This window comes from Mesorhizobium sp. USDA 3734, assembly GCF_056279665.1.
Genome location: NZ_JBWCCW010000001.1, coordinates 4,369,448 through 4,383,314, shown reverse-complemented (window position 1 = coordinate 4,383,314; position 13,867 = coordinate 4,369,448). Strand labels below are relative to the sequence as shown.

General features: G+C 63.1%; 11 protein-coding genes. 1 reads left to right on the top strand and 10 read right to left on the bottom strand.

Annotation, left to right across the window (positions count from 1 at the left end; genetic code table 11):
• Position 1: 1 nt before the first annotated feature.
• The 10 genes from tssK to tssA are packed head-to-tail and all read right to left on the bottom strand — an operon-like array spanning position 2 to position 10,683.
• The gene (tssK, locus tag ACZ89F_RS21395; protein ID WP_476093970.1) at positions 2 to 1,336 is read right to left on the bottom strand and encodes a type VI secretion system baseplate subunit TssK; all 1,335 of its coding nucleotides are present in this window, start codon (positions 1,334 to 1,336) and stop codon (positions 2 to 4) included.
• A gap of 39 nt (positions 1,337 to 1,375) precedes the next feature.
• Positions 1,376 to 1,828, bottom strand: coding sequence for a type VI secretion system lipoprotein TssJ (tssJ, locus tag ACZ89F_RS21390; RefSeq protein WP_476093968.1), 453 nt, complete (start codon positions 1,826 to 1,828; stop codon positions 1,376 to 1,378).
• Positions 1,829 to 1,831: 3 nt separating this feature from the next.
• The gene (gene tagH / locus ACZ89F_RS21385) at positions 1,832 to 3,301 is read right to left on the bottom strand and encodes a type VI secretion system-associated FHA domain protein TagH (protein ID WP_476093966.1); all 1,470 of its coding nucleotides are present in this window, start codon (positions 3,299 to 3,301) and stop codon (positions 1,832 to 1,834) included.
• Positions 3,298 to 4,365: a type VI secretion system baseplate subunit TssG gene (gene tssG / locus ACZ89F_RS21380; protein WP_476093965.1), complete on the bottom strand. Its 1,068-nt coding sequence runs from the start codon at positions 4,363 to 4,365 to the stop codon at positions 3,298 to 3,300. The genes tagH and tssG overlap by 4 nt, the downstream gene beginning before the upstream one ends.
• Positions 4,329 to 6,203 (bottom strand): type VI secretion system baseplate subunit TssF, encoded by a 1,875-nt coding sequence (gene tssF / locus ACZ89F_RS21375; protein WP_476093964.1) that lies wholly within the window; start codon positions 6,201 to 6,203, stop codon positions 4,329 to 4,331. The genes tssG and tssF overlap by 37 nt, the downstream gene beginning before the upstream one ends.
• A 1-nt stretch (position 6,204) precedes the next feature.
• Positions 6,205 to 6,960 carry a type VI secretion system baseplate subunit TssE gene (tssE, locus tag ACZ89F_RS21370; RefSeq protein WP_476097328.1) on the bottom strand — a complete coding sequence of 252 codons (756 nt, stop codon included), beginning with the start codon at positions 6,958 to 6,960 and terminating at the stop codon, positions 6,205 to 6,207.
• Positions 6,947 to 7,408 (bottom strand): Hcp family type VI secretion system effector, encoded by a 462-nt coding sequence (locus ACZ89F_RS21365; protein WP_109661618.1) that lies wholly within the window; start codon positions 7,406 to 7,408, stop codon positions 6,947 to 6,949. Before ACZ89F_RS21365 ends, tssE begins: the two co-directional genes overlap by 14 nt.
• A gap of 47 nt (positions 7,409 to 7,455) precedes the next feature.
• Positions 7,456 to 8,961, bottom strand: coding sequence for a type VI secretion system contractile sheath large subunit (tssC, locus tag ACZ89F_RS21360; RefSeq protein WP_027035515.1), 1,506 nt, complete (start codon positions 8,959 to 8,961; stop codon positions 7,456 to 7,458).
• A gap of 3 nt (positions 8,962 to 8,964) precedes the next feature.
• The gene (gene tssB / locus ACZ89F_RS21355) at positions 8,965 to 9,504 is read right to left on the bottom strand and encodes a type VI secretion system contractile sheath small subunit (protein WP_476093963.1); all 540 of its coding nucleotides are present in this window, start codon (positions 9,502 to 9,504) and stop codon (positions 8,965 to 8,967) included.
• A gap of 6 nt (positions 9,505 to 9,510) precedes the next feature.
• Positions 9,511 to 10,683, bottom strand: a complete 1,173-nt coding sequence (gene tssA, locus ACZ89F_RS21350; protein ID WP_476093962.1) for a type VI secretion system protein TssA — start codon at positions 10,681 to 10,683, stop codon at positions 9,511 to 9,513.
• Positions 10,684 to 10,997: 314 nt separating this feature from the next.
• On the opposite strand from tssA, the gene tssH reads away from it, so the two are divergent.
• Positions 10,998 to 13,793 carry a type VI secretion system ATPase TssH gene (gene tssH / locus ACZ89F_RS21345; RefSeq protein ID WP_476093961.1) on the top strand — a complete coding sequence of 932 codons (2,796 nt, stop codon included), beginning with the start codon at positions 10,998 to 11,000 and terminating at the stop codon, positions 13,791 to 13,793.
• Positions 13,794 to 13,867: the final 74 nt, after the last annotated feature.

Sequence of the window (13,867 nt, the reverse complement as noted above, 5' to 3'; positions counted from 1 at the left end):
CTCACCTGTTCACCGAATAGCAGTCCACCTGCGGCTCGCTTGGCAACACACCCGAAACGCCGATGACGAAGCCGGGAGCATCGAGCAGCGACGCCCAGTGCTCGCTTTTCTGGTCAAGCTCGAGACACAGCCGATCGCCATCGTAAGGGATCTCGCGCGGCTGGGAATGAAGCGGTTTCAGCGGAATGCCGGGTAACCGCGATTTCCACAGGCCCTCGAACTGATCGGCCGAGCCGACAGTCGCCTGATTGACGAAGATCTTGCGCAGCGCGTCCTCCGACAGCTCCGAACCAACCCGGATGACGATCCGGCTGGCCACCAGCAGCTTCGGGTTGTCGATGCGGATTTTCCAGACATTGGTCGAATGCCGCATGACAGGCAGCGCACGCGATTTCGGCTCGATGTAACGCAGGCTGAGGATGAGCGAGCGCAGCGCATCCGCCAGCGCCGAATAGGCGGGGCCTGGCGCCATGTGATCGTAGGCGGGCAACTCGCCCAGCCGCCGCGCGCTCGATCCGTAGGTCGCCATCGAACCGGCGAGCCCGGCAAGTTCCAGGTAGAGCTCGGCCGGATGGAAGACATCCTGCGCCAGCATGTGGGCCAGCCGCGGACGCGCGGCATTGGCGAGATTGAGCATCAGCAGATCTTCGACGCTGCGCCCAGGCCCGCCCATCACCATCTTGCCATGCGCCTCGGCGATCTGGTCGAGGCCCGTGACAACCTCCAGAAGCAATTGCCGATACCACGCAACCGCGCCGGTGATCAGTGTCGGCGGCAGGAAGGCCTCGTCCACGGAGACGCCGCCATCGGCTCGAACGCCCTTGAGGTCGGCTATCGGCAAGGCTGTGTAGCCACCGATCGACTTGCCGGGTGCAAGCAGCAGCGCCTGCGGACGGGCGATCTCGATTTCTTCAGGGTCTGAACCGCCCTGGACAGCGTCTCGCACCGAAACGATCCGCCCGTGATAGCGAGCTCCCGAGGCGGCGGCGTGTGCCGGATCGAAACCGACACCGCCCGGAGGCTCCAGCGGCAAGGCAACCAGCACCGGCCCGGCGCCCGTGTCTGGGGTGACCAGCAGTGGTCGCGGCGCGTCCATCAAGTCTGGAATGGAGAAAGGTGTGCCGTCCGGAAAGATGCCCCGTGCCGACAGGATCGAGATCTGGCCGGCCTCCAGCAATGCCTGATCCAGCGTCAGTTGCTGAAAGCCGAACGTATGCAACTGCCCAGCCTGCAACGCGCCGCGCACCGTCGCCTCGAAAAAGCGATCCTGCTGCTGGAAATGCTGGGTCCGGAGGAAAAGCCCTTCGGACCACAGCACCCTGTTTGCATCGCTCATGCCACTACTCTCTGCATTGAGCTCCCCTTGCCCTGGCCGCTAGGCGGAAATGCCGCCGCTGCCAAGCGTGACGTTGACTGTGAACTTTGATCCCGATGATACCGACTTGGTCGTCCGCCAGTTCCTGCCAGTAGGCTCGCGGATCAGTGCAACGAAGCCCAGTGCCGTCGCATCCGGCTCGACGGTGAAGGTCTTGGACGCGGATTTTCCCGGCCCGACGGCGATCTGGTCTGACCCGATAAGATCGCCTGCCAACGCGGAGCCGGCATCCCCCTGCAGGGCAAAGTAGTCGGCGGAATTGAACTTGCCGGTGCTGCGCAGCCGCATCACGAGGACCGTCACAGGCCGGTCGCCGCCGCCTGGTCCCGGGTTCATGCCGGCCCCCCCAGTCACGTTGACGGTGATCACGGATGGTTTTGGCGGACCGCTCTGGCAAGCCGTAAGCAGCCCGGTTGCACCCAAGGCAATGACGAATTCGCGTCGATCGATCATGTCTCACTCCTCCTCATATGCATCCCGAAAATCAGCGCCGATTTCACCCAGGAAGCTTTTTTCCGCGCTCTCGGCGATGTCACGGTGGCGTTTCTGGTAAAGCTCCCACAGCTTGGCGCCGCGCCCGCCCGAAAGCAGGGTGCCGATCGCGGAATTGGATTTCAGCTCTTCCTCGATCGCTGCCGGGTCAAAACGGTCAATCATCCGCCGCAAGGCGCCCTGTACGCCGCGCCAGGCGCGCACATGATGTTGTGCGAGATCGCGAACCGCATCCGCGATTGCCGCTTCGCCGGCGAGAAATCCGGGGCTGCGCTCGGCGAGAAGCGTGACGATGGCGTCGTCGACCGTCGGCAGAAACTTGAGCGGATTGACTTCGGAAGCCCCGACCACGGTCTGGGCGACGCGCGCGTTTCCCTTTTCCTCGGCCCGCTTGCGCAGAAGCTGCATCAGGCCTTCCATCATAAGCCGATATTCGCGGCCAAACTTCTCCATTTCCGCAATGCTGTCGCGCCCGGGGAAATCGGCCTCCTCGACACCCATGCCGTGCAGGAATGCGGAACGAAGCGCCATGTCCCCCAGCTGCGCCGCAGCCGGCAGGCGGGCGGGTTTGGCAGCGGCGCCTGTCCGCGCTGGCGGCGGGACGTCAGCCGCTTGCGCAGGCAAATCCCAGGGATTGGCGGATTGTGGTCGTTGGGCGACGCGCTCGCGCTGTCCGGCCGAGCCGGTGCCGTTTGCCGAACCGGGCGCCGCGGCTGATCCGAAACCAAAATCATCATTGAAATCGGACGGCTTTCGATGAGCGGGTTCGGCTCCGCGGCTGGCGGACGGCACGGGGTCGAGGCCGAATGGGTCCGCCTGATTCGCCGTGCCACCCGGTTCGAGGTAAGGAGCGGCATTTTTCGACACAGGCGTTGAGACCGGATCGAGGCTGAACGGGTCATCGAAAGCAGGCGAACTGCGCTGGCCGGAGGCACGCTCGAACGCGCCTGGAACCGGCTGTTCGAACGGGTTCGGCAGATCCGCTGGACGTGGCCGTCGCGGCTCTTCTTCGACCGTGGCGGAAAAGAAGTCGTCGCGGCCGATGCTCACCGGCGCTCGGGATGTCGGTGGTAGGCGTTCCGGAACCGGCTGGCCGGCTGCGGGTGCTTGGGCGCTTGGCGTCTGCAGATCGACATAGACGACGTAGTCGCCCAGTCTTAGCCGCATGCCGCTTTGAAGGCGTGTCGACTTGCCGGCGCCGAGCGGGCTGTCGGAGTCGTTTATGAACAATCCACTGCTTGATGTATCGGTGACGAAATATCCATCTCGCCCGCCCGAGATCCTGCAATGAGCCCGCGAAACGAACATGTCGGGATCGTCGATCTGCCAGCCTGCGTCGACGCTGCGGCCGATCACCAGCTCGCCCTCGTCCAGCCGGGTCTGCCGTACCGCCTGGGTGCGTGGCCCTTGCTCCAGCGTCAGCAGCAGGCTCATGCCGCGACCCCCGCCATTTCCGGCCGCCATCCGACGATCGTGCGCAGCCGCATGTCGTCAGCATCGCCCCTTTCAGCGGGCCGCGCAAGCCAGGCGGTCCGGCCGAGCTGTACCGCTCCGATACAGGGCGGCGGCACCGCTTCACGCGCAAGCACGATGCGCAGATCGACGTCGAGCGATTCCCCGACCATGTCGCGAACGGCTTGCTTGAACAGTTTGAGTCTCCGGCCACCGGGCAGGAACGACTTGAAGTCCTCGTACCCCAGCGGGCCGACACGGAGTTCGATCCTGCTTTGGCGGTTAAAAACGCGCGGGCCGATCGTCGCCCCCCGGCCGAGCCCAGCATAGGCTTTTGCTAGGCGGGTCTGGAGCCCGGCTGGGATGGTTATCCAGGCGGCGATGAACTCCTTGATCTGAACCGGCACCTTGAACGCTTCCGCCAGGAACAGCGTCAGCCGTTCCGGGCCGTCGACCTGGCTGGCGAGCGAAGCTGCCTGGCGAAGCTTCACCGCATCGAGATCGATGTTCTGGGTGCCCGGAAGGCCTATTCCCGCCATGGCTTCAAGCATGGCGCGAACACGCCCACCGACCGCGCGTTCGACCTGTACAGCCGGATGCGCATCCGCCCATGCCCGATAATACAGGGCGATCATGCGGTGCTGCAGAATGTTGACGAAGTCCAAGAATGTCGTGTCGCTGGTCTGCCGGGCATCGGCGCCGGTGAACCAGCGCTGCGACAGACGATCGAGCACCCAGCGTGTCAGATGCAGCGGCAGCGGACCTTCGGGTCCCATCAGGCCGAGATTTGCAACCGTGACCCTGGCCGGAGCCTTGTCCTTGGCTTCGCGGAATTCAACCACGTCCCTGGCCGAAAAGCTGAGACGCACATGCTGTCCGAGCCTTGCCGGCTCGCGTTCCGGCGGGCCGGAATAGCCGAACAGCCCGCCCTTCCGTTCGAGCCGGCGCAACAGCTCGAAGAAGTCGAACGTCTCGGACAGCGCCTCGGCCTGGTTCGGGTCGAATGTGTCTAGATCAGGTAGCGATTGCCGGGCGTCATCGGCCATGGCACATCCTCCTGCTTCTGCAGCAGCCGTGTGCGGGTTCGCACAAAGCCGTTTATTCCGGCATGACGGGCAAAAAGCCGCGCCAGCAAGGCCGAAAGCAGCAATGTGCTTTGCCCTGCCAGGACCGACTGGTCGACATGCAATGTCACTTCCGTGCCGCGTCCGAAGCACATCGGTCCGTCGATCTGCAGCCGTTCGATGACCGACCGCGAGTCGATGCGAACGATCGAATGCACGTTGCGGGCAAGGCTCGGATCTCCCCGGTCGGCATAAAGATCAAGCAGCGCGTGCAGCGGATCGACGCCGCGGCCTTCCTTGGCAAGGCTGAGAAAGTTGAGCGCCAGTTGCGCCACCAGCCGCCAGGCGAGATTGTCGGCGCGCGATTCGCCCGCAGCGCCCAAAGGCAGCGCCGCCGGGATGGCCGGGCGAGGCGGACGCAACGCACCGAGAAGCCGCACCGTTTCGACCGGGTCGCCGGCCTCCAGCGTCAAGGTGGGATTGTCATCGAGGATCGGCAGATCGCGATTGGTACAAAGCGCCACGATGTCGACACGCTTCAACGACCGGTTAGCCGGGCTTTCCACCGGACGTGAAATTGCCAGGAAAACATCGTCCCCCGCGTAGGAGGTGCGGGTCAGCCCGTCGCGCCGCTCGTCTTCCGTCGCGCGACGGGGGCGCCGCTCGGTGGAGTAGACCCAGCCGCTGCCACGATTCTGACCCAGGCTGAAGAGCTCCGGAATTTCAGCATCGCTGCCCCCGGTGTCGGCATCCTCCACGCGGATCACCCGATAGATTTCGAAGTCGCGCGCCCGCGTTCGGTCGGCATGCAGAACCTGGCGCGTCCTGCGCGGATCAAGCTCGATGACGTTGCACTCACGCTCGAAGAGATTGATGATCGGCGTTGCGAAAAGCTCGAAATCGGCCTGTGTCAAATCGGCAAGCTCGGGCACTGGACGCCTGAACATGAAGATGATCTCGAGCCCGGCCGTGCATCGGCGCACGACGGGCTGCAGCCCGGAAACCCGCGCATAGTGAAAGCGCTCGGGCATCATGAAATATTCGCGCAGCAGACGGTACCCCTCGAATGTCGGACGGGTACGAGGCATCAGCGACTCGTCGTCGCTGATGCCGATCATTTCGGGTTCCGGCAAGGGCGACAGGGGATTGGTTTTGCCTTCCGCGCGTGCGCCAACGGCCGAGCAAGCGCCGAAGATCGCGTCGAACAGCAGGGGCGCCTTGGTGCGCCCGGCAAAGTAGAGATCAAGCCGGTCGAGCGACAGTTCGTCGAGCCTGCCTTTTCCGGTTCGGGCCAGCACGATGCGGAGCGCCGCCTCGCCGGCCACACCGCCGATCGGCACTATGCCCGCCGCCGCCAGCGCGCTGCGATCTTGAAAATAACTTACCGAAGTGACCGCTATCGGCCACAGCGTGATGTCCTGGGCGGTGGTGAAGGTGCAGCGCGTCGAAAGGCCGGGCTGCAGACCGGAGACCAGCCGGGTGTTGCGCTTGACGACATGGCCGGCAACCATCGTCTGGACCTGCTGGCCGGGTTTCAGCACCACCATCGCCGTTGCCGGCGCCGGCGTGACGAGATCGGGATAAAGGACATCCAGCACGCTGCGTGAAAACCGCGAGCGTTCGGCATCGACTTTCAGCCGGGTGCGCGCCGCCAGGAAAGCGACGCCGTCAAGCAACCGCTCGACATACGGATCCGGACACGGCACCGTGTCGAGCGAGAGATTGCGCGCCACCGCCGGATGCAGGTCGGCGAATTCCGCCGCCAGCGCACGGATATGGGTCAGTTCCTCCTCGTAATATTCCACGAAGACCCGATCCATCTCAGGCCTCCCTAAATTCGGTCCGCGCCAAGCCGTTATCGAGATTGATCGTGGTGCGCAGGCGCATGCGTTCCGGCGTCGGCGTCATGATCAGCACCGCGTCAATCTCGATCTTCAAACCCACGCTCTTGTCACCAAGCGTCACCGTGACCTTCGTCGTACTTTCCTTGAGGCGTGGCTCGAACGTTGCAAGCACCGAGCGGATCTCGCGCGCCAGCGCCTCGCGATCAAAGTCGCGGGAGGAACGGCCCGAGAAGGAGGGTACGCCGTAGTTGATCACGCTTCGGCGCACCTCCGGGAAATCGGCGAGCGACGGCGGGTTGTCCGCTGCCTGCTCGCTTTCGAGATCGGAAAGAAGCGGGACAGCCTCGAAACGCTCGGTGTTGAACAGGGCCTCGATGTCGCGCCGCACGGCCTCCCGGAGCACGCGGGCCGACACGACCACGCCGCGGCTTTCCATCTCCGCGCGGTGCTGGGTCTGAAAGGCCAGGCGGTGCAGGCGCCGCTTCTGATCGGCCGTCAACTCCGCATCGGCATCGATGAGCCGCGCGCTGCCCGCAGCCAGGCTCTCCAGCCGGTCCGCGCCGAGCTCGTCCTGCAAGGCCTGGCGCAGCCCGTCTATCTCGGAGGTCATGCCCGGCAGGTCGTTTACGAGGCGGTCCCAGAGAGAGGGCTGGACCGCTTCGCGTTTTGCTCGCGAACCAGCGGTAACCTGCAGCTTGTCCGCGTCGGGCAGCCGGCCCTCACTTGCCGACATAGACATCCATTTCGATTTCGTCATTGCCGTCATAGACGAACTTGATCTTCTTGTAGGCGAAGCTGACCTCTTCCTCGATCAGGTCTTCCTCATCCTCGGCCTGCGACATGTCGTATTCCATGATCGAGGCGTCGGTCAGCGTGACGACCAGGTAATCCTTGGTCTCGCCGTCGATGGTCCGGCGTGCCGAGAACACCACTTCGTCCAGCGCCTTGTTCTCGAACAGTGCTTTCTTCAAATAGGGCGACGACTTGTCGTAGTGCTTGGTGAACTTGATCATGCCCAAGGAGACGCGGCCGCGGCGCGAGAGCGAATTCGGATCGTATGGCGCGACTATCTTGTAATCGACCCCGTGGATTTCGATTTCATCCTCGTGGCCGTCTCGAGCGCTTGGGCCCTTGATATCCGGAACTTTCAGAAAGCCATCAATCTTCGTACCTGTGGGCATTGTCTTTCTCCACCGCTTTCAAAAAACCAAGATGGTGTTGCTGTAAATCAAGTCTTCACGGACGGCAGTTCCGACACCAGTCGGAGCGAGGCATTGATGCCTTCGAGCTGGTAATGCGGGCGCAGATAGAAGCGGGCGTTGTAGTAGCCCGGCCGCCCCTCGACGCTGTCCACCTGAACCTCGGCCGCGGCAAGCGGGCGCTTGGCGCGCGCCTTGTCGTCGGCAAAGGCCGGGTTGGCCAGCACGTATCGGTTGATCCATTCGGTCAGCCAGATCTGCATGTCGGAGCGCTCTTTGAACGAGCCGACCTTGTCGCGCGCGATGGCCTTGAGGTAATGCGCAAAGCGCGAGACCGGGAAGAGATAGGGCAGGTTGGCGCTCAGCCGCTCATTGGACTGCGCGTCGGGGTCGACCAGCCGTCCCGCCCGCGTCTCGTCGTCCTGCAGTGAGTGTGCGCCGATGAAGGCCGCGAGATCGGTATTCTTTCGATGCAGGATCGGCATCAGACCAAGCTTGGCCAGTTCCGCTTCGCGTCGGTCGTCGATGGCGACTTCCGTCGGACATTTCATCGCGATCGACCCGTCGTCGGTCGGGAAGCTGTGTACCGGCAGGTTGAGGACCGTGCCGCCATTCTCGACGCCGCGGATCTGCGTGCCCCAGCCATAGAGCTTGTGGCTGCGGTTTATGTTCACGCCCATCGGGAAGGCGGCGTTCATCCAGACATATTTGTTGTGATCGCCCTGCACCTCTTCCTCGAAGGTGAAGCCCTTCACCGGAACGGTATCCGTGCCATATGGCAGCCGCGCCAGAACGCGCGGCATGGTCAAGCCGATGTAGCGCGCGTCCTCGCTCTCGCGCAGCGACTGCCACGAGGCATAGGCCGGGTTGGAGACGATCTGCTGCAGATCTTGCGGGTTCGGCAATTCCTGCCAGCTGTCCATGCGGAACAGGCGCGGCGAGGCGGCTGCGATAAACGGCGTGTGCGCCGAAGCACAGATGCCGGAGATGTTGCGCAGCAGACCGACGTCGCGCGGGTGGTTCGAGAATTCGTAGGCGCCAATCACGCAGCCGATCGGCTCGCCGCCAAGCATCGAATACTCGTCCGTATAGACTTTCTTGAAGATCGGGCTCTGGTCCCACATCTGGCCTTCATAGTCTTCGAGCGTGTCGGCCAGTTGCTCCTTGGAGATGTTCATCACCCGGATCTTCAGCTTCTGATCCGTCTCGGTGTTGTTGATGAGATACCAAAGGCCGCGCCATGTGCCTTCCATTTCGCGCACTTCGGGCGCGTGCAGGATCTCGTTGACCTGTGTCGTCAGCATCTTGTCGATGCCCGCGATCAGCGACTTGATCGACTTGATCGCATTGGACGAGATGGTGGTGGTATCGGAACGGGACTGTGCCGCGAGTGCGAGATTGCGCACGAGCTGCTGCAGCTTCTCGCTGTCGTCCTTCTTGACCTTGAAATCCTTCTCGAGGAGCCCGCTGAATTCTCCAAGGTCTATGGCTTCGGCCTCGGCGGCGACGGCGGCGGTCTTTTGCTGTTCGGCCATGATTTACTCCCCTGCCTTGTCGTCGTCGGCCAGTGCCTGGCTGGCGATCTTGCCAAGAAGCGGTTCGTTGTTCAGAAGTTGCGCGATGCGTTTTTCGGCGTCGACGCGGCCATCCATGAAGCCAAGCAGCTCCTCGAGCTGGCGACGCATCTTGAGGATCTCGGCCAGTTGCGGAACTTGCTCGGCAATCTTGTCCGGGGCGAAATCGCCCATCCTGGAAAATGTAAGATCGAGCGCCAGTTCCTTGTCGCGCTCCTGGCCTTCGGCCTGCGGCAGCGTATTCTTCACGCGGGCTTTGACGCGGGGTCCGAGCGCCTCCATGAACTTGGGGAAACGGTTCGCGTCGGTCTCGACAAAGGAGCGGTCCAGCACCGACTTTGACGCTTCCTTGGTTTGCGAAGCACCGGAAAGGTCGGCCATCACGCCCATGACGAACGGCAGTTCGATCGTCGTCGGGCTGCCGTAGGTTTCCACGTCGTAGGCGATCTGCACCCGCGGCGCGCGGTTTCGTTCGATGACCTTCGCTTTGCTTTCGGCTGGCATGTGTTGTTACCTTTCATCCTTCTGAGCCGTCTTCTTGACATCGGGAACGCCGGCAAGGAGCCGGAATTCCTTCAATCCCGACGGGGCGAGATCTTCCATCAGTTCAACGAAATCCATATGCACCATCCGGCGCACACGCCGCGCCAGGTGCGGTATAGGGCTCGACGGTTCGGTGCGGTCATAGAAGGCGACGACGAGGTCGAGGCATTTCACCACGTCGTCGCGCGAGGAAATCCGGTCGGGAAGCTCCGTGCTCGAGTCCGCGTAGCTTGCCGCATTTGCCATAGTATCGGCTCCATGACCGTTTCGAGCAGGCGTTGCCGGTTCTGCCAGCGTGGGCGGCTTGGCCGCGCCATTCGCCACGGCGCCCGCTGCCGAATTCCGTTCGAGGGTCGTCAGCAAACGCTGCAGAAACCGTTTCAATTCCGGAACAGGAGCGGTGCCGCCCTCGAGACGGGCGTTGAGAGCGGTCTCGACCGAATCAAGGGCCGCGATCGCTGCCCGGGCGTCGGCGACGAGCAAGACCATCTCTGCCTTGGCTTGATCCATCTGTGCCGCACATCCGGCACGCACCCGGTTCAACAATTGTCCGTGCGCACTGACCAATGCGGCCTTTTCTGCCGCATTCAATCCCGAGGCGGCTTCCTGGAGCATGACACGGTCGTCGAGCGCACCCTTTTCCAGATCCTTGCCCTGAATCGGGCCGATTGCACGCGGCGCAAAGAACGTCATTTGCCGCAAGTTCGCCAACAACCCCTCCTGACCATTCTGGAGGTCGAGCAGCGCGTTGATACGGCGCAAGGCGGCATCGCGTGGCGAAGCGTTGGGCCGCAGTGCCGGATGCAGGGTCTCCCAATGCTGATCGAAGGTCTGCGCGATAAGGGTCAGCCCCTGCGCGAGCCCGGCCAGTCCTTCTTCATTGGCCAGCGCGCGCGTGACGACGACAAGCAGGCGTAGATCCCGGCCATGCGCGCGCAATTCCTCCGCCTTAGCCAGAACCGCAGGCCAGTCGACCGGAATGGTGCTTTGCGAGGCGGGTTTGTTTTGGCCGTCGTGGACGACCTTGATCTCAGGTTCCGTCAGGCGCTCCAGCTCATGAAAAGCCGGGTCGTTGCGCAAATCCTCCCCTGACGGATTTCCACCGTCGAGCGGAGCAAGCCAGAGTGCGACATCAATCACACCAACCCCCAGAAATCGGCCCTTAAACCGTATGTGACCCTACGGTATCACACGGTTGTACTTTACCACAATTCAAGCACTGCTCAAAAAATTAACGAAAGCTGACCAGGCCGCGTCTTGGGTGTCGAAACCCTTGGCCAGATTGCCGACCCTGTATGTGAAATGCGTTACACGGAGGCGGACAATTCCGTGGTTGTTTGCATCCGGTGGTGAGGCACTCTCCACAATTGGAAGGAGCGCTGTCCACCACGCGCTTTGTCAAGTGACGGCTTATGTGGCAGGTTATCGACTGGCAGATTGCAGGAGCACGTTCGATGGAACAGCGCCGGTCATCGCAGACCTTCAAACGCAAGGAACTGGTCGGCAAGCTCAATCCTGTCGGTGTGCGCGCCTTCAAGGCCGCAGCCGACACCGCCAAACTGCGCGGTAATCCTTACGTCGAACTCGTCCACTTCATCGAGCAGCTGGTGCTTTCCGACCGTTCGGATGTGCAAATGATAATCGCCGATGCGGGCGTGGATGCGAGCCGGCTCACGGCCGATATGACCCGCGCCGTCGACAAGCTGCCCTACGGTGCAACGTCGATCGAGGAATTTTCCGACCATATCTTCCATGCCATCCAGGAAGCCTGGAACCTGGCGACGCTCGAGTTCGGCGTCGAGGAAGTCCGCAGCGCCCATATTCTCCTTGCCTGCCTGAAGACGCCGGTACTGGAAGGCCTGCTGTCCAAGATCAGCGGCGAGTTTGACAAGATCGACGCCGCCTCGGTCATCGCGCGGTTCGCCGATGTGATGGAGGGCTCGCTCGAAGCCGGCGCAGGCATAGCGGTTGCCGCAGCCGAAACGCCGAAGCGGCCTCCGGGCGGGGATTCGGCGCTGGCGAAATACGCCACCGACCTGACCCAGCGCGCCCGCGACGGCAAGATCGATCCGGTCGTCGGCCGCGATCCGGAGATCAGGCAAATCGTCGATATCCTGATGCGACGCCGGCAAAACAACCCGATCCTGACCGGTGAGGCTGGGGTCGGCAAGACCGCGGTGGTCGAGGGCTTTGCCTTGCGCATCGCCGCGGACGACGTGCCGCCCACACTGCAAGGGGTCAGTGTGCGCATGCTCGATGTCGGATTGATGCAGGCGGGGGCAAGCGTGAAGGGTGAGTTCGAAAAGCGGCTGAAGGCGGTCATCGATGAGGTTCAATCGTCCGAAACGCCGGTCATCCTGTTCATCGATGAGGCCCACACCTTGATTGGCGCCGGCGGCGCGGCTGGAACCGGCGACGCGGCCAATCTCTTGAAGCCGGCGCTGGCGCGTGGTGAACTGCGCACGATCGCGGCAACGACCTGGGCCGAGTACAAGCAGCACATCGAGAAAGATCCGGCCCTGACCCGCCGTTTCCAGGTGGTCAAGATCGACGAGCCTTCGGAGGCGGTGGCCGTTCTGATGTTGCGCGGGGTGGCCGGTGTTCTGGAGCAGCACCACAAGGTGCAGATACTGGATGAGGCGATCGAGGCTGCGGTCGGCCTGTCGCATCGCTACATCCCGGCGCGGCAACTGCCTGACAAGGCGGTGAGCCTTCTCGACACCGCTTGCGCCCGTGTCGCCATATCGCAGCACGCCACGCCGGCCGAGGTCGAGGACATCATGCGCCGCCGCCAGGCGCTGGAGGTCGAGCGCGGCATCATCGGCCGCGAGGCTGCTATCGGTATCGAGGTGACTGACCGCCAGGCGCGGGTCGACACCGGGCTAGCCGAAACCGAAGTTAAGCTGGCCGCCGCGCAGCAGCGTTGGGATCGGGAAAAGGCACTCGTTGCCGAAATACTCGAACTGCGCGCCAGGCTGCGCGGCGAAGGCGTACCCCTCGATGCGGTGGAGGCGCCGGAGACCAATAGCGAAACGGTAGGTGTGGACGCAGTTGAGGCTCTGCCGCCCAAGAGCGAAACGCCCAAGACCAAACCGGCCAAGACCAAACCGACCAAGGCCGATGTGGAGGCACCGGCGGCGACCGATGCCCCTCCACCCGATCCGACCGCCGATCTCACCCGGCTGCGCGAACTGATGGCCGAACTGGCCGAGGCGCAAGGCGAGACGCCGCTGATTCTGCCGTCGGTCGACCGCAACGCCGTGGCGGCGGTCGTTCAGGACTGGACCGGCATCCCCACCGGACGGATGTTGTCCAGCCAGACCGAGAAGGCGCTCAAGCTCGCCGCTACTTTGTCCGAGCGCGTGGTCGGGCAGGATCACGCGATGGAGATGATCGCCAAACGCGTGCAGACCAGCCGCGCCGGGCTCGGCGCGCCGGAAAAGCCGGTGGGCGTGTTCCTGCTCTGCGGCCCCTCGGGAGTCGGCAAGACCGAAACCGCATTGGCCTTGGCCGAGACGCTCTACGGCGGCGAGCAGAACCTGATCTCGATCAACATGTCCGAGTTCCAGGAGGCGCACACCGTCTCGACCTTGAAGGGGGCGCCGCCTGGATATGTCGGCTACGGCAAGGGCGGCATCCTGACCGAGGCGGTCCGCCGCAAGCCCTATTCGGTGATCCTGCTCGACGAGGTCGAGAAGGCGCATCCGGACGTGCACGAAATCTTCTTTCAGGTCTTCGACAAGGGGATGATGGACGACAGCGAGGGCCGCAGGATCGACTTCAAGAACACGCTGATCCTGCTCACCTCGAATGTCGGCTCCGAAGTCATCATGGATCGGACCAGGAACGGCACGCTGCGGGCAGGGCTCGACGATCTCGACACCGCGCTGCGCAGCCCGTTGCTAAAGGTCTTCCCCGCGGCCTTTCTCGGCCGGGTGGTGACCATTCCTTACTATCCGCTCTCGGATTCGATGATCGAAGCGATCACCCACCACCAGTTCGCCAAGATCGCTCGCCGGCTGCGCGCGACCAACGATGCGGAATTGGTGATCGGCGATGGCGTCATGGACCTGGTCAAGGCCCGCTGCACCGAGATCGAATCGGGCGGGCGGATGATCGATGCCATTTTGACCAATACGCTTCTGCCGGAATTGAGCCGCGGCGTGCTGAACCGGTCGCTCGAGGGCGAAAAGATGACGAAGGTGACGGTTGGCGCCTCCAAGGAGGGCTTCACCTATTCCTTTGAGTAGCTCCAGGCGAATGTTGCCAGGATCTCCGGAGGCTTCCTTGCAACCAGATCGCCCCTCGGAGGTTCTTGCTTTTT